The organism is Streptomyces sp. R818 (genome assembly GCF_056172735.1).
This window is the reverse complement of sequence record NZ_JAOCNE010000014.1, coordinates 1,308,287-1,331,563: the sequence shown is the minus strand read 5'-3', so window position 1 is coordinate 1,331,563 and position 23,277 is coordinate 1,308,287. Positions and strand designations below refer to the sequence as shown.

Genomic DNA, 23,277 nt, shown 5'->3' with positions numbered 1-23,277 from the left:
CATCTGCCTCGCCCGCAACTACCACAACCGCCCCCAACTCACCACCCAACGCTTCACCCCCAACCCCTTCCCATCCCCCAAGACCCCCGCACCTACCACACCGGCGACCTCGTCACCTGGCGCCCCGACGGCACCCTCGAATTCGTCGGCCGCATCGACAACCAGATCAAACTCCGCGGCTACCGCATCGAACTCGGCGAAATCGAGAACGCCCTCAACACCCACCCCCACATCCACACCACCACCGTCACCCTCCGAGAAGACACCCCCGGCAACAAACAACTCACCGCATACATCACCACCACCCCCGGCACCACCACCCCCACCACCCACGAACTACGCACCCACCTCCAACACCAGCTCCCCGACTACATGGTCCCGGCCACCTACATCACTCTCGACCAACTCCCCCTCACCCCCAACGGCAAGATCGACACCAAAGCCCTCCCCGCCCCGGGCCCCGAGCGCCCCGAGCTCGCCACCAGCTATACCGCCCCCCGCACCGACACCGAACGCACCCTCGCCTCGGTGTGGGGCGACATCCTCGGCATCGAGACCGTCGGCATCCACGACAACTTCTTCGAGCTGGGCGGCGACTCGATCATCAGCATCCAGATGATCGCCAGAGCGAAGAAGTTCGGCATCCATCTCACCCCGCGCATGATCTTCAAGCACCAGACGATCGCCGAGATCGCGGTCCACGCCGGCGCGACCACCCTGGTCGACGCGGAGCAGGGCCGCGTGGTGGGCGACGTACCGCTGACGCCGATCCAGCACTGGTTCTTCGAGAAGGAACTGCCTGCCTTCGACCACTTCAACCAGGCCGAACTGCTGGCCACCGACTCCTTGGACCCCGACGTCCTGCGACTGGCGCTGTCCGACCTGATCGAGCACCACGACGCTCTGCGCCTGCGCTGCGAGAGCGGTGAGGACGGCTGGCGTCAGTACCTGGACGAGTCGGTGGACACCGGTGTCCTCGACGTCCACGATCTGTCCGCTGTCACCGCCGACGCCCTGAACTCGGTCTCGCTCGGTATCGCCGAGGAGACCCAGCAGGGCCTCGACCTGGCGAAGGGCCCCCTCATCAGGTGCGCCCTGCTGGACCTTGGGGCGGCCCGAGGGCAGCGGTTGCTCATCACCGTGCACCACCTGGCGGTCGACGGGGTGTCCTGGCGGATCCTTCTGGAGGACCTGGGCAGTTGCTACGAGCAGCGCGCCGCCGGCAGAGCGCCGCGCCTGCCCGCGAAGACGACGTCCTTCCGGGCCTGGGCGGAGCGGCTGCGCGGGTTCGCGGCGTCGGACGCGGCGCGCGCCGAGTTCGCGTACTGGGCGGACGCGAAGCCCGGCGGACGGGTTCCGCGTGACCGGGACGGGCGCAACGACCTGGGCTCGGCGTCCACCGTCACGGCGACGCTCACCCCCGATGAGACGCGCGCCCTGCTCCGGGACGTGCCCCGTGCCTTCAGCACGCAGATCAACGACGCGCTGCTCACCGCGCTCGCCCAGGCGCTGCGGGACTGGACGGGCGACGACGAGACGCTGATCGGTCTGGAGGGGCACGGCCGCGAGGACCTGTTCCCCGACGTCGACCTGTCGCGGACCGTCGGCTGGTTCACGTCCGTGTTCCCCGTCGCGCTGCGACTGGCGCCGGGTGCCGGCCCGGTCGCGTCGCTCGACTCCGTCAAGGAGCAGCTGGGGCGGATCCCGAACAAGGGCGTCGGCTACGGCATCCTGCGTCATCTCGGGGCACCCGAAGTGGCGTCCGCCCTGGGCCGGCAGCCGGTTCCGGAGGTCAACTTCAACTACCTGGGGCAGTTCAGCCGGGACCTCCCCGGCATCGGACGGTACGCCCCCGCCGACGAACCCAAGGGCCACTCGATCAGCCCCGACGGCATGCGCTGGAACGTCCTCGACGTGACCGCGGCCGTCGAGGGCGACACCTTCGGGGTGTACATCGGCTACTCGACGGCGCTGCACGACCGGGAGACCGTCGAGCGACTGGCCGACGGCGTGATGAGCCACCTGCGCACGTTGATCGCCGGCAGTGCCGAAGGCGCCGCCGATTCCCGCCGGACCACACCCGGCGTCCCCCTCACCGACATCGGTGACACCGACATGGCCGCGATCCTGAAGAGGTTCTCGATATGAGCACGCACAACGTGGAAGACGTCTACGGGCTCTCGCCCCTGCAGTTCGGGATGCTGTTCCACTCGTTGGAGGACACCTCCGACACGCGCCCCTACATGGTGCAGATGACGGAAGAGGTCGTAGGTCCCTTCGACGACGCGCTGTTCGGACAGGCGTGGCAGCAGCTCGTCGACCGGCATTCGATCCTGCGCAGCGCGTTCGTGTGGGAGGGCGTGTCGGAAGCGGTGCAGGTGGTGCAGCGCCGGGCTCCCGTGCCCTTCGCGGTGCGGGACCTGCGCGGCCTGCCCGACCAGGAGCAGCAGCTCGACGCCTTCCTCGCGGAGGACTGGGAGCGCGGCTTCGATCTGTCGCGGGCACCGCTGGTGCGGGTGACCGTGCTGCGGACGGCGGAGGAACGGCGTTACGTCGTCTGGTCGTTCCACCACATCCTGCTGGACGGGTGGAGCGTGCAGATCCTCCAGAAGGAGTTGTTCGCCCTCTACCGCGGCCTCCTCGACGGCACACCTGCCGCGCTGCCGCCGGCCGCCCCGTACCGCCGCTACATCGAGTGGCTCAACGCCCAACAGGGGGACGGGTCGGCCGACTTCTGGAAGAAGTACCTGGCCGGGATGGACGAGCCGACCGACCTGCATGTGGACCGCGACACCGGGGACACAGGCGTCGGCGAATGCGAGGTGGTCGCCTCATCCGAGCTGTTCGCACGGGCCCGTGACTACGCCCGGTCCCAGCGGATCACGATGAACACCCTGGTGCAGGGGCTCTGGTCGATCCTGCTCTCCCGCTACAGCCGCAGCGACGATGTGCTGTTCGGCTCGACCATCTCGGGCCGCTCGATCGCGCTGCCGGGCGTGGACGCGATGATGGGGCTGTTCATCAACACGCTTCCGGTACGCGGCCGGCTCACCGGCGACATGGGGGTCGCGAGCTGGCTGCGGGATCTCCAGGACGAGCAGCTGGAGATGCGCCAGTGGGAGTACTGCCACCTGGTCGACGTGCAGAAGCACAGCGGCATCGCACGCGGAGAGCCGCTGTTCCGGTCCATTCTGGTCTTCGAGAACTACCCGGTGGTGCAGAAGCCGTCGGACTTCCCCGAGGGGCTCACCCGGCGCCTGGTCAACTGCGTCGAGCGCACCGGCTATCCGCTCACCCTGGTCGTGTCGGCGGGCCGCGCCCTGGAGTTCCGCTTCGTCTACGACCGGAGCCGGTTCGACGCGGCGACGATCGAGCGGATGGCAGGTCATCTGCGCGCCCTGCTTGAGTCCGTCGTGGCGGCTCCCGCGGCGCGCATCGCGGAGTTGAACATGCTCACGGAGCGGGAACGGCAGGAGATCCTGGTCGACTGGAACGGGATCACCGGCCCCTACCCCGACACCGCGACCATCCACTCCCTCATCGAAGACCGCGTCACCACCGCCCCGGACGCCATCGCCATCACCCACGGCGACAAGCAGTGGACCTACGCGCAGATCAACGCCCGCGCCAACCAACTCGCCCACCACCTGCGCGGGACGGGCATCACCCCGGACACCCTCATCGCCGTCTGCCTCGACCGCTCGCCCGAGCTGATCGCGGCCCTGCTCGGCATCATGAAGGCCGGCGCCGCGTTCGTGCCGCTGGACCCGGAGTACCCGACCGACCGCATCACCTACATGGTCGACGACGCCCAGGCACCCCTCATCATCACCAGCACACAGCACACCGACCGGCTCCCCGCCGACACGCCCCGCCTCCTCGTCGACACCGAGTGGCCCGACGGACCGACGACCAACCCGACCCCCCTGGCCACCCCCGACGACCTCGCCTACATCATCTACACCTCAGGCTCCACCGGCCGCCCCAAGGGCGTCGCCCTCGAACACCGCGGCGTCGTCAACTACCTCCACTGGTGCGACCAGAACTACCCCGTCACCGAGCCTGGCGGGATCGGCACCATCCTCTACTCCTCCGTCACCTTCGACCTCACCATCACCGCACTCTTCCTCCCCCTCATCCAGGGCACCCAACTCGCCATCCCCGAACTAGAACCGGGCCAGACGGCCTTCGACGCCGCCGTCGACCTCATCCTCACCGGCATCCCCATCAGCTTCCTCAAGGCCACCCCCTCCCACCTGGAGATCCTGGCCGCACACCTCACCACCCGCCAAGCCACCCACCACATCACCACCATCGTCGCCGGCGGCGAAAACCTCACCCCCACCCTGGTCTCACAGCTCCTCGACACCAGCACCACCCACACCACCATCAGCAACGAATACGGGGCGACCGAAGGCTCCGTCGCCAACGTCATGAGCCTCACCACCACCCCCGACCCAGGCGGCAACACCACCACCCTCGGCCGCCCCATCACCAATACCACCACCTACGTCCTGGACCACCACAACCAACCCGCCCCCATCGGCATCCCCGGACACGCACTCCTCGGCGGCATCTGCCTCGCCCGCAACTACCACAACCGACCCCAACTCACCACCGAACGCTTCACCCCCAACCCCCTCCCCATCCCCCAAGACCCCCGCACCTACCACACCGGCGACCTCGTCACCTGGCGCCCCGACGGCACCCTCGAATTCGTAGGCCGCATCGACAACCAGATCAAACTCCGCGGCTACCGCATCGAACTCGGCGAAATCGAGAACGCCCTCAACACCCACCCCCACATCCACACCACCACCGTCACCCTCCGAGAAGACACCCCCGGCAACAAACAACTCATCGCATACATCGTCATGAACAAGCCGGTCGACAACGACGCCCTGCGCGCCCACCTCCGGCAGCAGCTCCCGGACTACATGGTCCCTGCCACCTACGTGACCCTCGACCAACTCCCCCTCACCCCCAACGGCAAGGTCGACACCAAGGCCCTCCCCGCCCCCGGTTCGGAACGCCCCGAGCTCGCCAACGCCTACACCGCCCCGCGTACCGACACCGAGCGCACCTTGGCGGCCACCTGGGCGGACGTCCTCGGCATCGAGACCGTCGGCGTCCACGACAACTTCTTCGCGCTCGGCGGGCAGTCGATCAGCGCGGTGCGGCTGGTGTCGCGGATCCGGGAGGCCGGGCTGCCCGTCGCCCTCCAGCAGATCATGCGGCATCCGACAGTGGCCGGTCTGGCCGCCGTGCTGGACGCACCGGAGGTGAAGGCCGAGACCGGACCCGGCGGGCTGGTCGTCCTGCTCTCGTCCGAGGACGACCCCGCCCTTCCCCGGCTGTTCTGCGTACATCCCGGAGGCGGCAGCACCCATCCGTACCGGGGGCTCGCGCAGCGCTTGGCCGGGGCGTTCACCGTGTACGGGATCCAGGCACCGGGGCTGAACGAGGGTGAGTCGCCGCTCGTCGGCTTCGAGGCGATCGCGGAGCGGTACTGGCGGGAGATCCGCCGGGTGCAGCCGGAGGGCCCGTGCACGATCCTCGGCTGGTCGACCGGCGCGGTGATCGCGCACGCGATGGGGGTACGTGACCCGCGGTCGGTGGCCGCCCTGCTGCTGCTGGAGCCGGCGGTCACCGGGGACGACCAGGAGGGCCGGTTCCAGCGGCACGCCGAGGTGTACCGACGGGTGAACGACCTCTGGCGGCTGGGGCAGGACCAGATTGGCGAGCAACGGAGCGCTACAGAGCGGGAGATGAAGCGCCTGGCTCCGGAGATGAACATCGAGGAGTCCGCGATCACGCTCGACGAGTGGCTGCCCTACGCCGTCCTGGAGGCCGAGGTGCGCTCACTCGCCGCCTACCGGCCCGAGGGTTCGGCGGCTCCCGCGACGCTGTTCGTCAGCGACACAGTGCGCCATGGCAGTGGCGACGAGGTGCCGCAGGGCCGGTACGTCGCCCACTGGATGGGGCTCTACCCGCTGGGCCTGGACATCCGCCCGATGCCGGGTCGCCACATGGAGATGGTCAAGGGCGAGAAGCAGTTGTCCGTGGTGGCCGCGGCGGTACGGGAGGCCGTGGCGGACGGCGCCGGCCGCGAGGCCGGGGTGCTGTTGTCGGCCTGACAGGTACCAGCACGGCAGAGCCGCCCCCCGCTCACGCGGGGGGCGGCTCTGTGCTGCCCGAGGGCCGGTAGGAGCCGGGCCGGTGGTCACGCTGCTCGGGCCGGACCCCGTCACGTATGACCACCGCGATCGGTGCCCGCGCTGTATGGGCGAGCCCTTCCTCCGCCTCCAGCGGTGCCGCGAATGCCACATACCCAGCGCCCGCCGCGCACAGGGAACTGCCCGGCGGCAAGCACCGCCGTCCCCCCTCCGCCCGTACACACGGAAACGCCCCGGTCCCGGGTCCCTCCGATGGAAGCGGAGAGAACCCGGGACCGGGGCGAAGAGGAGCCGATGGGGCGCCGGTCAGTTCACCAGCGGGTCAGCTCGGGGAAGAAGTGGGGGATCTCGGTGGCGCGGCCGGTGTCCAGGGCGGTCCGGTAGATGTGGCAGCCGACGGCCAGGTCCAGGACGCCGAGGCCGAACGGGGAGAAGACGGTCGGGCGGTCGCGGTCGAGGACGACCGTGCCGCGCAGGACGTCGGCGAGGGTGCCGTCGATGAAGTCGCGGGTGCCGTACTCCGTCTCGGTGAGGTGGGGGGAGGTCTGGGCTTTCAGGCAGTGGTCGATGTCGTCCAGGATGTTGTGGCACTTGACCATGACCGTGGGGTGGATGTCGCGCAGGGACAGGTTCAGGATGAGCTGGTCCGGCAGCAGGGTCTGGCCGTCCGCGAGCCAGGGCTCCGGCGCGGTGGTGGCGAGGACCACCAGGTCGGCGGTGGCGAGAGCCGCGTCGATCTCGGAGACGGCTCTGGCCTGCCATCCGTGGGTGTCGGCCGTGTAGGCGGCGAACTTCTCGGCGTACGCGTCGACGTGGTCGTGGACGAGGCACTCGCGGACGTTGAGTCCACGGGCGGCGAGGAAGTCGGAGACCGTGCGGCCGATGATGCCGGCGCCGACGAAGAGGACCGTGCGGGGCGCCTCGTCGGGGGCCAGGGTCTCGACCGCGAGCGCGGCGGAGGCGGCCGTGCGGGCGGCGCTGATGAGGGACGCTTCGAGGCAGGCGAACGGGTATCCGGTCTCCGCGTCGTTGAGGAGCAGGGCGGCGGAGGCGCGGGGCAGGTTCTGCCGCACGTTCTCCGGGTAGCTGGCGATCCACTTCAGGCCGGAGACGGGTGTCTCGCCGCCGAGGTGGGCGGGGAGGGCGATGATGCGGGCGCCGGGGTTGTCGGGGAAGCGGAGGAAGTAGCTGTCGGGGTTCACGGTGGCGCCGCGGCTGTGCTGGAGATAGGTGTCCCGCACGATCTCCAGGATCTCCGACGGCGCGGAGGTGATGACGTCCTGGGCGACAGTGCCGTCGATCACGTGAAAAGTCGACATGCGTAAGTGCCTTTCGCGGGTGGGAGGGGTGCGGGACGCCGATCAGGCGAGGACGCCGAGGTGTTGGCCCACCCAGGCGTCGTTGTAGACCGTGCCGAGGTACCGTTCGCCGAGGTCGGGTGAGATGGCGGCGATGCGGGAGCCGGCGGGGAACGCGTCGGCGTACCGGCGGATCGCGGCCAGGACGGATCCGGTGGACCCGCCGACCAGGAGCCCGTGGGTGCGGGCGAGCAGCCGGCACTCGTGCACCGCGTCCTCCTCCGCGACGAGGACGACCTCGTCGGCGAGGCCGGGTTCGAACAGTTCCGGGACGCGGCTGGCGCCGAGGCCCGGGATGCGGCGGGGTCCGGGCGGCGCTCCGAAGATGATCGAGCCGAGGGCGTCGACGGCGACGATGCGGGTGTCCGGCGAGTACTCGCGCAGGTAGCGGGAGCAGCCGACGAAGGTTCCGGTGGAGCCCGCGCCGACGAACAGGTAGTCGATCTGCTGGAGCTCCTTGAGCAGGGTGCGTGCGGTCTGCTCGTAGTGGGCCCGGGGGTTGGCCGGGTTGGCGTACTGGTTGAGCCACACCATGGAGGGGTCGGCCTCGACGCACCGCCGGATGTGGGCGATGCGGGACTGCAGGAAGCCGCCGTTGGCGTCGACGGTGTCCACGACGACGACCTCGGCGCCGAGAGCGCGCATGTGGTCGATGCTGGCGGCGTTGGTGTTGGGGTCGACCACGCAGGTGAAGGGGTATCCCTTGGTGGCGCAGATGGAGCTGAGGGCGATGCCGAGGTTTCCGGAGGACGACTCGATGACGCGGGCACCGGGGGTGAGGACCCCGCGGTGCTCGGCGTCCTCGATGAGGCTCAGCGCCGTCTTGAGCTTGACCGAGCCGGCCGGGTTCAGCCCTTCGATCTTGAGGAAGACGTCGGCGCCGGGTACGAGGCGGGCCAGCCGGACGAAGAGGTCGTCGGTGACCAGCTCGTAGGTGTGCTCGTAGATCATGACTCGGGCCTCCACAGGTCCTCGGGCCCGGTCTCGTCGGCCGTGTATCTGCCGAGCGAGCTGACGGCCATGCGCATCTCCAGGGACATGGCGGCCAGGAGGCGTTCGAGTCCGTGGTCCGGGTCCTCGTCGGCGGCGACCAGGGCGGCGCGGCCGAGGCCGACGGCGCGGGCGCCGAGGGCGAGCAGTTTGACGGCGCGGATGCCGTCCCAGACGCGTCCGCTGGCGAGCAGGGTGTGCCCGGCGGGGTCCACCCGGCGCAGGCACTCGGCGAGCGGGAGTCCGACGTGGCCGAGGAAGCCGGTGGGCGCCCAGCCGGTGCCGCCCTCGGCCCCGTCGACGGTGACGGCGTGGGCGCCCGCCTCCCAGGCGATGGCGGCGGCGCGGCCGACGTCCCGGCCGGGGAAGAGCTTCACCCAGCAGCGGGCCCGCGGGTAGTTGTTGCGCATGAGCTGGATCTGCCGGCGGAAGATCTCGTCGGTGTAGGTGCCGGGGCTGGAGCAGCGCAGGACCGCTCCCCCGTCGGGGCCGAGGTGTTCGACGGCGTACTGTCCGTCGAGGTCGGCGGCGACCGTCTCGCTGATCATGGTGAGGCCGCCGAGGCCGGGCTTGGCGCCCTGGCCGACCTTCATCTCGAAGCCGAGGCGTCCTGTGGTGAGGAGTCCGGAGACGGCGGGGTCGCTGTAGACCTGGTTCCAGACCTCGGAGTCGGCGTCCTCGGTGCTCTGCTGGACGCAGACGCCGCCGACGCCGTCGGGGAGTTCCTCGCAGTAGGCGAGGATGCGTTCGAGGAGGCCCTTGCGGTGGTCGTCGCCGCTGCTGCGGAACCCGTTCATCGGGGCGACGTTCTCGCCGATGACCATGGGGATGCCGAGGCGTCCGGCCTGGCGGCTGAGGGCGAGGCTGGTGCCGGCGACGCGGGTGGAGCCGAGGGCCGACACGTACACGGGCACCGGGGCGTCGAAGCCGCCGAGGGCGGTGGTGAGGCGGACGTCGGAGTAGAGGGGTTCGCGGCCGAGGTCGATGAGTTTGGCGAGGCGGCCGGGCATGAAGACGGGCGGGGCCAGGCGCAGTGCGTCGATCTCGTCGCCCGGCTCGCTGGTTCCGCCGAAGACGGCGGTGCCGTAGCTGTCGGCCGGGGGAAAGACGGCGGCGGCTCCGTCACGGGCGCGGGCGCGGATGGCGTCCTCGGGCAGGCCGGGTGCGGTCAGGTAGGTCACGGGGACACGACCCCCGCGAGCTTCGGGAAGGCCGTGGCCTGCCAGACGGAGTCGAGGCCCGCGACCCAGCGGGTGAGGCGTTCCAGGCCGATGCCGAAGCCGGCGCTGCGGGGGATGCCGTGGCGGGCGACGTCGAGGTACCAGGCGTACTTGGAGGGGTTCTCGCCGGTCTCCCGCATCCGGGTGACCAGGGTGGCGTACTCGTTCTCGCGCTCGCTGCCGCTGCACAGTTCGCCGCAGGACTCGGGGGCGATCAGGTCGAAGTTGAGCAGGGTGCCGGGCTCGGCGGGGCTCTCCTTGTCGTAGAAGCCGCGGGAGCCCTTGGGGTAGCCGACGATGAAGAACGGGGCGTCGGCCTGGCGGGAGATGCGCTCCTCGGCCTCCCACTCGATCTCCGTGCCGGCGGCCTGCGGGTAGCCGTCGGCGCGCAGGCGTTCGACGACCTCGCCGTGCGGGACGCGGGCGAAGGGCTTCGCGACGAAGCGGCGCAGGGTGTCGGGGTCCCGGCCGAGGACGGCGAGTTCGGCGGCGCACTCGTCGGCGACGGTGGTGACGGCGTGGCGGACGAGCCCTTCGGCGATGTCCATGGCGTCGTCGCGGGTGGCACCGGAGTACTCGACGTCGATCTGCCGGAACTCGGAGAGGTGGCGGTGGGTGGAGCTGGTCTCCACCGGCTCCAGGCGGACGTTGGGCGCGATGAGGAAGATCCGGTCGTAGGCGAGGAGGGACGCCTGCTTGTAGAGGATGGCGCTGGTCATCAGCTTGTAGCGGTGGCCGTAGTAGTCGACGTCCACCTGCTTGGCGCCGCGCGAGCCGGGGTCGGTGACGGGGCCGATGACCGGGTGCGCCATCTCCACCGCGTCGTCGCCGCGGAGGTAGGCGCGGGCGCCCGCGACCAGGGCCTGCTGCACGCGCAGGGCCGCCCTGGTGCGCGGGTCGCGCAGGTGTTCCAGCGGCGAGGGCAGAACGGGAGCGGCGGCGAAGGTCAGGGGGTGATCGATCTGGAGTGTCATGTCGGTCCTTGTCCGTTCGACGTACGGTGCACCGGCCCCGGGGGACTTCGGCTCACCGGCCCGGGAGGGCTGTGGGAAGGGAGGATTGACGGGCCGTCAGCTCGCTCGGGCGAGCGATTCGGCGGGCTCGTCGTAGCGGGCCTTGACGTGCTGGAGCGCGCGCATCAGCCCCGACGAGGTCAGGCGTCGGGAGCGGTGCACGGTGGCGGCTCGGCCGAGCGGCAGCGATCCGGTGTCGGACCACTCGAGGCGGCCCTGCTCGCCGATGACGCTGCGGGTGCGGCCCGCGTTGTCGGGGTGCAGGCAGTAGGGGACGTCGAGGTAGCCGCGGGCGAAGGCCCGGACGAGGGCCTGCCCGAGGTCGTCGTGGAGGCCGAGGACTGCCTCCACGAGGGCGCGGGCCTCCTCCTCGATACCGGTGGACGGCGGCGGGCCGGTGCGCCTCGCCGAGTGTCCGGCGCGCGTCGCCGTCTCCAGCGCCGTGACGTTCTCGGCGATCGACGGGATACGGGCGGCCTCGGCGGCCGTCTTGACGATGAGGCGCGCGGCTCCGGTCCGCACCGCCAGCCGGGCCGCGTCCGCGACGAGGGCGAGCGCGCCGGGTCTCGTCTCCGGGTAGACGCCCATGTAGGCGTAGACGACCACGTGCCAGGAGGTGTCGGGGAGGTGTTCGGCGGCCAGGGCGCGCAGGGCGTGGACGGCTTCCTCGTCCTGCACCGCGCTGGTCTGCTGGGCGTAGCTCAAGGAGATGCTGCGCAAACCGTTCTGCCGGAAGAACATCCCTTCCAGGACGGAGAGGGCGATGAGCAGCGACGGTGGACAGAGCTGGCCCAGCATGCATCCGCCGAAGCTCTCCAGGTGCGGCTCGACACCGGACGCCCGGACCGCGGCTAGCGTGTGGCACGCGTCGCGCCATGCCCGCACGGAGGTGGCGAGCGGGGTGCGGCCGTAGGGCAGGCAGTAGGAGACGGGGCCGCCCTCGGTGGCGTCGAGGCCGGCGTCGATCAGGGCCTCGACGATGCGGCCGGGCTGTGCGGAGCCGTGCCGGACCTGGACGGGGAAGTCCTCGCCGCGGACGCCTTCGAGCAGCCCGGTGGTGGTGGCGAGGGGCATGCTCACGAGCGGGTAGCCGTTCAGCGGGTGTCCCTGGGCGGCGGCGCGGGCGGCGGCGGCGTAGTCACCGACGCGGGTGAAGCTGTCCAGGGTGAGGGTGCCGACGGTGGTGGCGTCGGCGTCCCGGGTGGCGAGCAGACCGGCGCGCATCCTGGCGGGGTCCGCGAAGCCCATGCGGGGCTGGACGACGAGCGTGCCGGAGTGCGCGGCGGCGTCCATGAAGCGGTGGAACGCGCCACCGGGTGCGGAGCCCGTGAGCGGTCCCGCGCCGACGCGGGCGGGATCAGCGGGCAGCATGGGCGTAGGCCCTTCCGTGCGCGCGCTGCGACAGGGAGTCGAGCAGGGCGAGCAGCCGCGGCACGGCGTGCGGCCCGGTCAGGACGGAGTCGAAGCCGGCCTCGGTCAGCTCGGGGTGGGCGTCGGGGACGGTGGCTCCCTGGGTGTCGAGCTTGCCGCCGATGACGAGCGGCACTCGGGCCAGGACGGGCTCGGCGCGTACCGCGCGGGCCAGGGCCGGGGCCTCCTCCGCGCCGTGGCCGTTGACGGTGCTCACGACGATGAGGCCGGGGGGCCGCGCCGCGGACTCGCTGACCAGGGTGGAGACCGGGACGCAGGCACCGAGGTTGGTGACCTCCCATCCCTGTTCCTCCAGGACGAGCTGGAGGAACAGCAGGTTCCAGGTGTGCGAGTCCGAGGGGATGGTGCTCAGGACCGCGTGGGGCGGGCTCTCCGAAGGCTGGTGACGCACGTACACGACCGGCTTTCCTCTCGACACCATAGGGGGCCGCGACCGTTGCGATCGGGCCGGTCATCCGGGCCTGCCCCGGCCTGATCGAGCCGTCGAAGTCGCCGCTCCGTCATGGGTGTTCGGGCGGCACTCCGGTGAGCCGGCTCCAGACCTCCGGGCTGTCGGCGGGTGACGTCGTCCATCGTGGCCAGCGGTGTTCCCGCGCGGCACTGGGCACTTGTGGCCAGCCGCCGGGGCGTCACTTGTGCCCACTGGGGGCGCCCTCGCCCGCCTCCTAACGTGCTCATCGCGGACGTCTCGCTCGTACCGCTCGTACCGCTGACAACGTGCTGACGATGGGGAGTGAACGGTGGCTGATCACCAGGTGGAAGAGTGGCGTCACGCGCTGGCGGGCCTGGAGCCGCTGGAGCTCCCGGCGGACCGTCGCCCGGTGGACGACGGGCCGGGGTCCTCGGACCGGGTCCTCTTCGCCTTGCCCGCCGTGATCGCGCGGGCGCTGTCCGCAGTGGCGTGCGAGCGCGGGGCGGATCTTCCGGCGGTCCTGCTGACGGTGTTCCAGACACTGCTCGCACGGCACAGCGGCCGGGGCGATGTCCCCGTGGTGGTGCGGGGCGAGGGCGGACGGACGCTGGCGGTACGGGGCCCCGACGGCGACGTGCCGTTCGAGGACGCCCTGGCCGGCGTCGCACGGGCCATGGGAGAGCGCGGCGGGCTGCCGTACGCGGCGCTCGCCGAGGCGGCCGACGGTGCGCTGGACGGTGCGCCCTGGTTCGCGTGGCGCGCTGCGGGTGACGAGCCGGCCGTGTTCGCACCGAAGGCGCAGGTCACCCTGGAGCTGGCCGCTGAGGGTGACGTGCTGCGGGGCGTCCTGGGCTTCCGCACGGACCTGTTCGACCGGGCGACGGCGGAGCGCATGGCGCACCACTTCGGGGTCCTCGCCGGGTCCGCCGCCGCGACACCGGGGGCGCGACTGGCCACGCTGGAGATGCTGACGGCGGCAGAGCGGAAGCGGATCCTCACCGAGTGGAACGGTCCCCGGTCCGCGTTCCCCGACACCTCGACCGTGCACCGCCTGGTCGAGGAGCGGGCCGCCCGGCAGCCGGACGCGGTCGCCCTGGAGCACGACGGGCGGCAGCTGACCTACCGCGCCCTTGACGAGCGGGCGAACCGGCTCGCCCGCCACCTCCGCGGGCGGGGCGTCGGACCGGGCGCACTGGTCGCGGTGTGCCTGGACCACGGCCCGGACCTGGTGTGCGCTCTGCTCGGGGTGCTCAAGTCCGGTGCCGCGTACGTGCCGTTGGACCCGTCGTACCCGGCCGAGCGGCTGCGCTACATGGTCGGCGACAGTGCCGCGCCCGTGGTGATCACCCAGTCGGGACACGCCGGTCTGTTCGCGCCGGGGACCGACCTGCTGCTCACCGACCACGGCTGGCCGGACGGCGACGGTTCGGCCCCGGCGGTGGAGGCGAGCCCCGACGACCTGGCCTACGTCATCTACACCTCGGGCTCCACGGGCCGTCCCAAGGGCGTCCGTGTGGCGCACCGGGGAGTCGTCAACTACCTGCACTGGTGCGACCGCAACTACCCGGCCGCGCCCGGAGCCGAGATCGGCTCCCTGCTGTGCTCGTCGGCGGCGTTCGACCTGACGGTCACCGCCCTGTTCCTGCCGCTGGTGCAGGGGCTGCGCCTGGTCGTGCCGAAGCCCGGTCCGGGGCAGACGGTGTTCGACGCGGCCGTGGAGCTCGTGGCGGCCGGCGCCCGGATCAGTTTCCTCAAGGCGACCCCCTCCCATCTGGAGCTGCTGGTCGCCCGGCTGGAGCGGGAGGGTCTGCGGCACGCCGTCGCGACGGTGGTGGCGGGGGGCGAGGACCTCACGCCGGCGCTGACGCACCGGGTCCTTGCGAGCGGCACGGACGACACGGCCGTCGTCAACGAGTACGGGCCGACCGAGGCGACCGTGGGCAACGTGGTCAGCCGGACGGTCGCGGTGGACCCGGCGGCGGACCACGTACCGATGGGCCGCGCGATCGACAACACCGAGGTGTTCGTGGTCGGCGCGCACGACGAGGTGCAACCGGTGGGTGTGCCGGGCGAGTTGCTGATCGGCGGCGTGAACGTGGCCCTCGGCTACCTGGGGCGGCCGGAACTGACGGCGGAGCGGTTCGTACCCCACCCGTTCTCCACGGACCCGGACGCCCGGGTGTACCGCACCGGGGACCTGGTGAAGTGGCTGCCGGACGGGCAGCTGGTCTACCTCGGCAGGATCGACGACCAGGTCAAACTGCGCGGCCACCGGGTGGAGCTGGGCGAGATCGAGAACGCCCTGCTCGCCCGGCCGGGTGTGGCGGCGGCGACCGTCGTGGTCCGCGAGGACGTCCCGGGCGACAAGCGCCTGGTGGCGTATCTGGTGCCGGCGGGCGAGACCGGTCCGGCCGCGCCCGAGCTGCGCCGGGCCCTGTCGCGGGAGCTGCCCGAGCACATGGTGCCCGCCCGGTACGTGACGCTGGAGCGGCTTCCCCTGACACCGAACGGCAAGGTCAACCGCAAGGTGCTGCCTGCGCCCGAGAGCGGGCGGCCGGATCTGACCGTGGCGTACAAGGCGCCCCAGACCTCCACTCAGGTGGCCGTCGTCGGCATGTGGGCCGCATTGCTGGGCGTGGACCCGGTGGGCGTCGACGACGACTTCTTCGAGCTGGGCGGGCACTCGCTGCTTGCCGTCCGGGTCGCTTCCCGGCTCCGCCGGGACCTGGGCGTCCACGTCTCCCACCGCACTCTGTTCGAGGCGCGGACCCCCGCGACGCTGGCGGCCGCCCTCGACGCGCTCGGCACCCCACGCGAGACGACGGGGCCGCGCCCGGAGCGGCCGACGGGACCGGTGCCGCTGTCGTTCGCCCAGCAACGCCTCTGGTTCCTGGACCAGTTGGATCCCGGACGGGCCGAGTACGTCGTCCCGGCCGGGCTGCGGGTCACGGGGCCCTTCGCACCGGACGCGTTCGCGGCCGCGCTGACGGCTCTGGTCGCCCGGCACGAGATCCTGCGGACCCGGTTCATCGCGGACGCCGCGGGTCGTCCGGTCCAGATCGTCGAACCACCGCGCGAGATGGCCGTTCAGGTGCACGACGCGAGGGATCTCGGTGACGACGCGGCGCTCGGCATCCTGCGGGAGGCGGCGGGGCTGCCGTTCGACCTGGCGGCGGGGCCGCTGCTGCGGGCGGTGGCGGTGCGCGTCGCCGAGGAGGAGTGGCTCCTCCTCGTGGCGCTGCACCACATCGTCTCCGACGGCTGGTCGGAAGGCATCCTGGCGCGGGAACTGCGCGAGCTGTACGGGGCGGCGGTCACGGGCCGTGACGCCGGTCTCGTCCCGCTGGAACTGCAGTACGCGGACTTCGCGGCCTGGCAGCGCGCGACCCTGGAGGGCGCCGAGCTGGACGGACAGGCGGAGTACTGGCGCGAGCGGCTCGCCGGTCTCCAGCCGCTGGAACTGCCGACCGACAGGCGCCGGCCCGCCGAACGTTCGGGCCGCGGTGACGAGGTCGCCTTCACCGTCTCCGCCGACCTGGTCGACGCCGCCCGGAGCATGGCGGCGGGGCAGGGCGCCAGCCTGTTCATGTCGCTGCTCGCGGTGTTCCAGCTGCTCATGGCGGAGTACAGCGGCCAGGAGGACATCGCGGTCGGCAGTCCGATCGCCGGCCGCAACCGGTCGGAGACCGAGGACCTGATCGGCTTCTTCGTCAACACCCTCGTCATGCGCACCGACCTGTCCGGCGATCCCCGCTTCGGTGACCTGCTCGACCGGGTCAGGGACACGGCGCTCGGCGCCTACGACCACCAGGACCTTCCCTTCGAGCGCCTGGTGGAGGAGCTGGCGCCGGAGCGGGACCTGTCGCGCACCCCGCTGTTCCAGACCATGTTCGTCCTCCAGAACACTCCGGACGCGAACGCGTGGGGTCTGCCGGGTCTCGGCGTCGAGCCGTTCGCGGTGCGGACGGAGGAGGCCAAGTTCGACCTGACCCTGTTCCTCACCGAGCGGCCCGACGGTTCGCTCGACGGGAAGCTGGTCTTCGCCACGGACCTGTTCGACCCCGCGACGGCGACCCGGCTGGCCCGTCACTTCACGACCCTGCTCGCAGCGGTGGTCACGGACCGGGACCGGCGCCTTTCGGAGCTGGAGATGCTGACCGGGGCCGAGCGCGTCCAGGTGCTGACCGAGTGGTCCGGGCTGGCGTCCCTGTCCCCGGACGCGGCCACGACGGCGCACCGCCTCGTCGAGGAGCGTGTCGCACAACTGCCCGCCACGACGGCGGTGTCGTCGGACGCCGGGGAGGTGACGTACCGGGAGCTGAACGAGCGGGCCAACCGGCTCGCCCGGCACCTGCGGACGCTCGGTGCCGGGGCCGGCCGGGTGGTCGCCGTGTGCCTGGAGCGCGGGCCCGACCAGATCGCCGCCCTGCTCGCGGCGCTGAAGTCGGGGGCCGCCTACCTGCCGCTGGACCCGGAGCTTCCGGCCGACCGGCTCGCCTTCATGATCGAGAACTCCGGGGCGGCGCACGTGGTCACCGATGCCTCGCACGCACCGCTGCTGCCCGGCACACCCCACCGCTTCCTCACCGACCGGGACTGGCCGCTGGTCCAGGATCTGGCGGCGCACGACCTGGAGCCCGCCACGGCCCCGGACGACCTGGCCTACCTCATCTACACCAGCGGGTCGACCGGCCGCCCCAAGGGCGTCCAGATCGAGCACCGCAGTCTGGTCAACCTGATCCACTGGACGGTGGAGAGCTTCGGCGCTGCGCCGGGCCGACGGGTCGCGCACCTCGCCGGTCTCGGTTTCGACGCCGCGGCGTGGGAGCTGTGGCCCGCGCTGGCGGCAGGCGCCACCGTGTGCGTTCCCGACGACACGGTGCGGCGCACACCGGAGCTGCTCCAGCGCTGGCTGACGGAGCGGCGGGTGCACGGCACGTTCCTCTCCACGCCCATGCTGGAGGCGCTGGCCGCCCTGGACTGGTCGGAGCCGACCTCGCTGGCCTACGTCCTCACCGGTGGTGACGCGCTGCACCTCCCCGCCGGGCTGCGGCTGCCGTTCCGCGTCGTCAACAACTACGGTCCGACCGAGTCGACGGTGGTCACGACCTCCGCCGAGGTGGAGCCCGGAGTGCCAGTGCCGCCGATCGGCAGGCCGGTACGCAACACCGTCGTCCACGTCGTCGACCGCTACGACCGGCCCGTACCGATCGGCGTCGCGGGCGAACTCCTGGTCGGCGGTGCCGGACTGGCGCGCGGCTACCAGGGGCTGCCGGACCAGACCGCGCAGCGGTTCGTCACGGTGGACATCGACGGCTCGCCCCGGCGCGTCTACCGGACCGGGGACCGGGTGCGGTGGCTGCCCGACGGCCAACTGGAGTTCCTGGGGCGCCTCGACGACCAGGTGAAGCTGCGCGGCCACCGCATCGAGCCGGGTGAGATCGAGTCGGTGCTGCTGGCCGGCGACGACGTCGCGACCGCGTCCGTGATCCTGCGGGAGGACGTCCCGGGCGACAAGCGCCTGGTGGCGTACGTCGTACCGGACGGGCAGGCGCCGACCGCCGAGGCTCTGCGTGCCCGGCTCCGCCACGACCTGCCCGATTACATGGTGCCGTCCGCGTTCGTCGTCCTCGACCGGCTGCCGCTCACCCCGAACGGCAAGGTGGACCGGCGCGCCCTGCCCGCGCCGGAGCCCCGCACGGCCGAGCGCGGCGTCGCGCCGAGCACACCGGCCGAACGCGCGGTGGCCGCGGCCTGGTCGCTGGTCCTGGGCACGGACGTCACCGGTGTCGACGACAACTTCTTCGAGCTGGGCGGTCACTCGCTCCTCGCCACCCAGGTCACCTCGCGGCTGCGGGCCACGCTCGGCGTGGAGGTGCCGGTACGGGCCCTGTTCGCGGCGCCCACGGTGGCCGGGCTCGCGGCCCTCGTCGCCGAGCTGGACACGGACGACGCGGACGACACGGATCGGATCACCCCCGTCGCACGGACCGGCGGTCCGCTGCCCCTCAGCTCCGCCCAGCAGCGGCTGTGGTTCCTGGACCAGCTGGAGCCGGGGCGCGCCGAGTACGTCGTACCCTTCGCGCTGCACGTCCGTGGCGTCCTCGACGTGCCGGCCCTGGACGCCGCGCTCACCTCCCTGGTGGCACGGCACGAGGTCCTGCGGACCCGCTTCGTACCCCAGGACGGTGAGCCCGGCCAGGTCGTGGATCCCGCGGCGCCGGTGGGCACGGCCGTCCACGATCTGCGTCACGTCGTCGACCCGGAAGAACGACGCGCGCAGGCACTGCGGTTCGCGGAGGCCGAGGCGGGGCGCCCGTTCGATCTGGCCACGGGTCCGCTGCTGCGGGCGCACGTGGTGCGGCTCGCCGACGACGAGGCGTTCCTCCTGCTGTCGGTGCACCACATCGCGGCCGACGGCTGGTCGGAGGGGATCCTGGCGCGGGAGCTGCGCGAGGGGTACCGGGCGGCGGCGGCCGGGGTGGAGCCGACCGGTCTGCCCGAACTGCCGCTGCAGTACGCGGACTTCTCCGTGTGGCAACGCGAGCGGCTGGCCGGTGGCGTGCTGACGGACCAGCTGGCGTACTGGCGCGACCGGCTCGCCGGGGTGGAGCCGCTGGAGCTCCCGAGCGACCACCGGCGCCCGGCGGGACCGCCCGAAGGCAGCGGCTCCACCGTGGCGTTCGAGGTGCCGGCCGAGGTCGCCGCACGGCTGCGGGCGGTGGCGACGGCGAACGGCGCCAGCATGTACATGGTGCTCCTGGCGGCGTTCCAGGTGCTGCTCGCGAAGTACAGCAGGCAGGACGACATCACGGTCGGCAGCCCCATCGCCGGCCGCAACCGCGCCGAGACCGAGGACCTGATCGGCTTCTTCGTCAACACCCTCGTCATGCGCACCGACCTGTCCGGCGATCCCGCCTTCACCGAGCTGATCGACCGGGTCAAGGACACCGCGCTGGGCGCTTACGACCACCAGGACCTTCCCTTCGAGCGCCTCGTGGAGGAGCTGGCACCCGACCGCGACCCGTCGCGGAACCCGCTGTTCCAGACCATGTTCGCGCTGCAGAACACACCGGACGGCCACACCTGGAGCCTTCCCGGTGTCGAGGTGGAGCCGTTCGCCGTGACGCCGCCCGACGCCAAGTTCGACCTGAGCCTGATCATGTCCGAGGGCCCGGCCGGCGGTCTGCACGGGAGCCTGGAGTACCGCACCGACCTCTTCCGGCAGGACACCGTCGAACGGCTGGCCGGCCACCTGGGCACACTCCTTCAGGCGGTCGCCGGTGCTCCCGGGTCCCGGCTCTCGCAGCTGAGCGTGCTCACGCCGGCCGAGCGGCACACGACACTCGTCGAGTGGAACGACACCGCCACCTCATATCCGGACAGCGTCACCGCTGATCCGGACAGCGCCACCCTGCACGGCCTCTTCGAGGAGCGGGCGGCCCGGCAGCCGGACACGGTGGCCGTCGAGTCGGCCGAGGTCACGCTCACGTACGGCGAGCTGAACGCGCGCGCCAACCGCATCGCCCACCACCTGCGGACCCGCTACGGGGTGCGGCCGGACATGCCCGTGGCGGTGTGCCTGGGGCGCGGCGCCGACCTGGTCACGGCGGAACTCGCGGTGCTGAAGGCCGGGGCGGCGTACGTGCCGCTGGACCCGGAGTACCCCGTCGAGCGGCTGGCCTACATGGTGCGCGACACGCGGACCCCGGTCGTCCTCACCGACACCGCGCGGGCGGACCGGCTCCCGTCCGGTGCGGCGCTGTTGCTCCTCGACGAATGCGACGCCGAAGGGGGACCGCTGGACGGCCTGCCGGTCACCGACCCGGAGCCCACCGCCGGCCCGCACAACCTGGCCTATCTCATCTACACCAGCGGCTCGACCGGCCGCCCCAAGGGGGTCCAGGTCGAGCACCGCAGCCTGGTCAACCTGGTCCACTGGACCGCCGCCGAGTACGGACTCGAGCCGGGAGCGCGGATCGGGCTGCTCGCCGGGGTCGGGTTCGACGCGGCGGCGTGGGAGCTGTGGCTCGGCCTCACCCAGGGTGCGACCTGCTGCGTCACCAGCGAGCGGGTCCGGCTCGCTCCGCATCTGCTGCGGGACTGGCTGAACGAGCAGCGTATCCACGCCACGTTCCTGTCGACACCGATGCTGGAGTCGCTGGCGGCGCTCGACTGGGACCCGGACACCACCCTCGACTACGTGTTGACCGGCGGCGACCGGCTGCGCATGCCACCGCACGCCCGGCTGCCGTTCCGGGTGGTCAACAACTACGGCCCGACGGAGACCACGGTCATCGTCACGTCCACCGTGTGCGTCCCCGGGGACACCGTTCCGCCGATCGGCCGCCCGGTCGGCAACACCCGGTGCTTCGTGGTGGACCAGCACGGCGCTCCACAGCCCGTCGGTGTTCCCGGTGAACTCCTGGTCGGTGGCGTCCAGGTGGCGCGCGGCTACCTGGGGCGGCCCGACCTCACCGAGGAACGGTTCGTCCCGTTCGAGACCGAGGAGGTGAGCGACCGGGTGTACCGCACCGGCGACCTCGTGCGCTGGCAGCCGGACGGACAGCTGGAGTTCCTGCGCAGGATCGACCACCAGGTCAAGATCCGCGGCAACCGCATCGAACTGGGCGAGGTCGAGGCCAACCTGATCACCCACCCGGGTGTCGGCGAGGTGTCCGTGATCGTCCGTGAGGACGTGCCCGGCGACAAGCGCCTCGTGGCCTACCTGGTGCCCGCCGGGCCCGACGCACCGAGCATCACCGAACTGCACGCGCACCTCGGACGCCACCTGCCCGACTACATGATCCCGGCGGCGTTCGTGCTGCTCGAACGGCTGCCGCTGACCGCCAACGGCAAGGTGGACCGGGCGGCACTGCCCGCCCCGGACGGCAGGCGGCCGGAGCTCGGGACGTCGTACACGGCGCCGCGCAACACGGTCGAACGGCACATCACGGCCGTCTGGACGGAGCTTCTGGGCATCGAACGCGTCGGCGTCCACGACAACTTCTTCCAGCTGGGCGGCCATTCACTGCTCGCCACCCAGGTCGCGTCGAGGCTGCGGAAGGCCCTGCGGGTCGACGTGCCGGTACGGGCGGTGTTCGACCATCCGACCCCCGCCGAACTGGCGCAGAACATCGCGGATCTGATGATGGCCGCGATCAACGCGCAGTTCGCACCGGCCGGATGACGACGTACGCTCCGGCCGGATGACGGCGCACGCCCCGGCCGGATGACGACGTACGCCCCCACCGTCGCGGAGACGGTGGGGGCGTACGGCCGGGCGCGGATTCGCGGCGTCAGGCCATGTCCTCGGCCTGGATGCCCCCCTGGGCGATGGCCAGGGCGCCGAGCTGGAAGCGGCTCTGCGCACCGAAGCGATCGGTCAGTTTCTCGGAGAGCCGGCGGACCGTGCGCAGCGAGACGTCCATCCTGCGGGCGGCGGCCGCGTCGGTGAGGCCCTGCGCCCACAGCCGCAGCACGTGCTGCTCCTGCAGGGAGAGGCCGCCGCGGGTACGGGGGCGCGCCTCGGTCAGCGGGAGCGCCTCCTTCCACAGCCGGGTGAACAGGGCGGCGAACGCCTCGGTGACCGACTCGACGCCGCACACCATGGCGCCGACGACGGACCGGGCGGTGGCGACGGGGACCACGACGTGGGTGCGGTCGCAGAGGATCATCCACGCGGGCAGCGAAGGCAGCGTACGGACGGGTCCGATGCTGTCCTCCCTCCCCCGCACCCGGTCCATCACCTCGGGATCGTTGCGAACGCTCTCCAGGACGATCGTGCGGGACGCCGCGCCGCGCCGGCGCAGGATCTGGTCGACGGGCCCGGCGAACTCGGTGACGGACACCGCGAGCCGTTCGGTGGGACCGACGGTCAGCCACTCCTGCTCGCACCCTTCGGCCAGTTCCGTGACGCGCCGCCACACGGCGTCCGCGCCGGCCAGCCACTCGACGCCGGGCATGCCGTCCCGGCCGCCTCGGGCGTGCTCGGACAGCAGCCGGGTCACCTCGATGCGGCTGTCCTCCACTTGGAGCCGGTGGCGGGCGAGTTCGTCCTGCTCCCGGGCGAGCATCGCGGCCAGGCCCACCTCCGGGGCGACCGGCCGCCAGCCGGAGGCGGTGTCCCCGGGAACCACGAGCAGGAGGGCCGACAACCGCTCGAGGCGCTCCCGGACCGTCTCCTCGTCCTCCTTCAGCCGCTCCGCCAACTCGGATACTCCGGCGCCGGGCAGGTCGACCATGGCGAGATAGACGCTCCGTGCGAGGGGGTCGATACCCAGAGAGGTCCGCATTCCTTCACTCCTGTTGTCTCGGCTGTACGGCACCTGGTGGTCGGTCACGCATCGAGTCGGACGACGTTCGGCGGGCCGCGGCACGCTCCCGTACCGCTGCCTGGTCATCGACCGGGCATCAGTAGACGGGAGGCCCGAGCGGTCGGGGATGCGGGCCGACCACCCAAGTTGTGGGGCGGTGCGTCGTGCTGCGCGCGGCTCCCTGCGCAACGGCACCCGTTCCGGGCGGACGGGCACGGAGTCCACGGACACCGGCCGCACTCGTGCTGCCGTCCGAGGGCGACGGAGTGGGTGGGGAAGGCCCGCAGCCACGCCTGCCGCCGCCCGCCGGGCAGCGTCTCCGTACGCGCGGGCCGCCCCGCGACGGCGAGGATGTACCTCC

Annotated in this window: 10 protein-coding genes and 1 pseudogene; 4 read left to right on the top strand and 7 right to left on the bottom strand. The window is 71.9% G+C overall.

The annotated features are described in order from the left end of the window. Positions 1–3 precede the first annotated feature (3 nt). The 3 genes and pseudogenes from N5I75_RS37870 to N5I75_RS37860 all read left to right on the top strand — a co-directional run. Positions 4–369 (top strand): annotated as a pseudogene (locus N5I75_RS37870) (hypothetical protein); the annotation flags it as partial. Between the two features lie 159 nt (positions 370–528). After that, positions 529–2,148 carry a condensation domain-containing protein gene (locus N5I75_RS37865; protein ID WP_476684948.1) on the top strand — a complete coding sequence of 540 codons (1,620 nt, stop codon included), beginning with the start codon at positions 529–531 and terminating at the stop codon, positions 2,146–2,148. After that, positions 2,145–6,137, top strand: a complete 3,993-nt coding sequence (locus N5I75_RS37860) for an amino acid adenylation domain-containing protein (protein ID WP_476684758.1) — start codon at positions 2,145–2,147, stop codon at positions 6,135–6,137. Before N5I75_RS37865 ends, N5I75_RS37860 begins: the two co-directional genes overlap by 4 nt. 350 nt (positions 6,138–6,487) lie before the next feature. Here the strand turns inward: N5I75_RS37860 and sbnB are convergent, their stop codons facing one another. The 6 genes from sbnB to N5I75_RS37830 form a co-directional block, all read right to left on the bottom strand. Continuing rightward, a complete protein-coding gene (gene sbnB, locus N5I75_RS37855; protein ID WP_476684757.1) occupies positions 6,488–7,495 on the bottom strand; it encodes a 2,3-diaminopropionate biosynthesis protein SbnB in 1,008 nt (335 codons plus the stop codon). 42 nt (positions 7,496–7,537) lie between these two features. Further along, on the bottom strand, positions 7,538–8,485 hold the full coding sequence (gene sbnA / locus N5I75_RS37850; protein WP_476684756.1) for a 2,3-diaminopropionate biosynthesis protein SbnA: 948 nt from the start codon (positions 8,483–8,485) through the stop codon (positions 7,538–7,540). Next, complete coding sequence (locus tag N5I75_RS37845; protein WP_476684755.1) at positions 8,482–9,705, bottom strand: glutamate synthase-related protein; 1,224 nt, start codon at positions 9,703–9,705, stop codon at positions 8,482–8,484. The genes sbnA and N5I75_RS37845 overlap by 4 nt, the downstream gene beginning before the upstream one ends. Next, a complete protein-coding gene (locus tag N5I75_RS37840) occupies positions 9,702–10,718 on the bottom strand; it encodes an asparagine synthetase A (RefSeq protein WP_476684754.1) in 1,017 nt (338 codons plus the stop codon). Before N5I75_RS37840 ends, N5I75_RS37845 begins: the two co-directional genes overlap by 4 nt. Before the next feature lie 96 nt (positions 10,719–10,814). Then, entirely contained in the window at positions 10,815–12,128 is a 1,314-nt protein-coding gene (locus N5I75_RS37835) for a methylaspartate mutase (protein WP_476684753.1), read from the bottom strand. After that, a complete protein-coding gene (locus N5I75_RS37830) occupies positions 12,115–12,585 on the bottom strand; it encodes a cobalamin B12-binding domain-containing protein (protein WP_476684752.1) in 471 nt (156 codons plus the stop codon). The genes N5I75_RS37835 and N5I75_RS37830 overlap by 14 nt, the downstream gene beginning before the upstream one ends. Positions 12,586–12,928: 343 nt before the next feature. Between N5I75_RS37830 and N5I75_RS37825 the strand changes: the two genes are divergently transcribed. Further along, complete coding sequence (locus tag N5I75_RS37825; RefSeq protein WP_476684751.1) at positions 12,929–21,790, top strand: non-ribosomal peptide synthetase; 8,862 nt, start codon at positions 12,929–12,931, stop codon at positions 21,788–21,790. 109 nt (positions 21,791–21,899) lie between these two features. Here the strand turns inward: N5I75_RS37825 and N5I75_RS37820 are convergent, their stop codons facing one another. Continuing rightward, positions 21,900–22,895, bottom strand: coding sequence for a helix-turn-helix domain-containing protein (locus N5I75_RS37820; RefSeq protein WP_476684749.1), 996 nt, complete (start codon positions 22,893–22,895; stop codon positions 21,900–21,902). Between the last annotated feature and the right edge of the window lie 382 nt (positions 22,896–23,277).